This is a genomic window from Pseudokineococcus marinus (assembly GCF_013004605.1).
GTDB classification, from domain to species: domain Bacteria; phylum Actinomycetota; class Actinomycetes; order Actinomycetales; family Quadrisphaeraceae; genus Pseudokineococcus; species Pseudokineococcus marinus.
Window position 1 is genome coordinate 1 of sequence record NZ_JABEMA010000554.1, and the last position, 1,128, is coordinate 1,128.

Annotated in this window: 1 protein-coding gene; it reads left to right on the forward strand. The window is 79.1% G+C overall.

Translation table 11 applies throughout. From position 1 onward, the window contains the following. On the forward strand, window positions 1–1,128 hold a 1,128-nt coding region (locus tag HLB09_RS17435; protein ID WP_457920621.1), incomplete at both ends, for an Lhr family ATP-dependent helicase.

Here is a 1,128-nt window from a genome sequence, read left to right on the forward strand (position 1 = left end):
ATCTACCAGCTCGTCGTCGAGGCGTGGCTGCAGCAGCTCGAGCGCAGCCGGCGCGTCATCGCCGTCCGCGTCGCCGGGGAGGAGCGGTGGGCCGCCGTCGAGGACGCCGGCCGGCTGCGCGACGCCCTCGGCACCCCGCTGCCCGTGGGCGTGCCCGAGGCCTTCACGGCCCCGGTGCCCGATCCGGTGGGCGAGCTCGTCTCCCGCCACGCGCGCACGCACGTGCCCTTCACCTCCGGCGCCCTCGCCCGGCGCCTGGGTCTCGGCACGGCCGTCGTCGACGCCGCCCTGCGCCGCCTCGAGCAGCGCGGGCGCCTCGTGCGCGGCGACCTGCTGCCCGACGGCGTCCGCGGTCGTCTGGTCGAGGGGCCCGCGGGCGAGGACGGCGCCGGCGAGGGCGACCACGCGGAGCACGTCTGCGACGCCGAGGTCCTGCGCGTGCTGCGGCGCCGCTCCCTGGCGGCGCTGCGCGCGGAGGTCGAGCCGGTGCCCCCGGAGGACCTCGCCTCCTTCCTCCCCCGCTGGCAGGGGGTCGGCGCGCGCCTGCGCGGCGCCGAGGGCCTCGTCCGCGTCGTCGAGCAGCTCTCCGGGGCCGTCCTGCCCGCGAGCGCGCTCGAGTCGCTCGTCCTGCCCGCCCGCCTCCAGCGCTACACCTCCGCGCTGCTCGACGAGCTCACCGCCTCCGGCGAGGTCCTCTGGTGCGGTCACGGCTCCCTCCCCGGCGACGACGGCTGGGTGTCGCTGCACCTCGCCGACTCCGCCCACCTCACGCTGCGTCCCCGTCCGGCGTGGGACGCCGCCGACGACGCAGCCAGGAGCGACGTCGCCGCTGCGGCCGCCGGAGGGCGGGACGACGACGCGCTGGAGCTCACCGACGACCACCGCGCCGTCCTCGACGCGCTCGACGGCGGCGGCGCCTACTTCTTCCGGGCGCTCGCCGACGCCGTGGGCTCCGTCGACGACGACCACCTCGCCGAGGTGCTCTGGGACCTCGTGTGGGACGGGCGCCTCACGAACGACACCCTCAGCCCGCTGCGGGCCCGCCTGCGCGGGGGCCGCACCCGCCACCGGACCGCCCCGGCGGCGCCGCGCTCGCGCTACGCGGGCAGCCGGCGCGGGTGGGCCGCC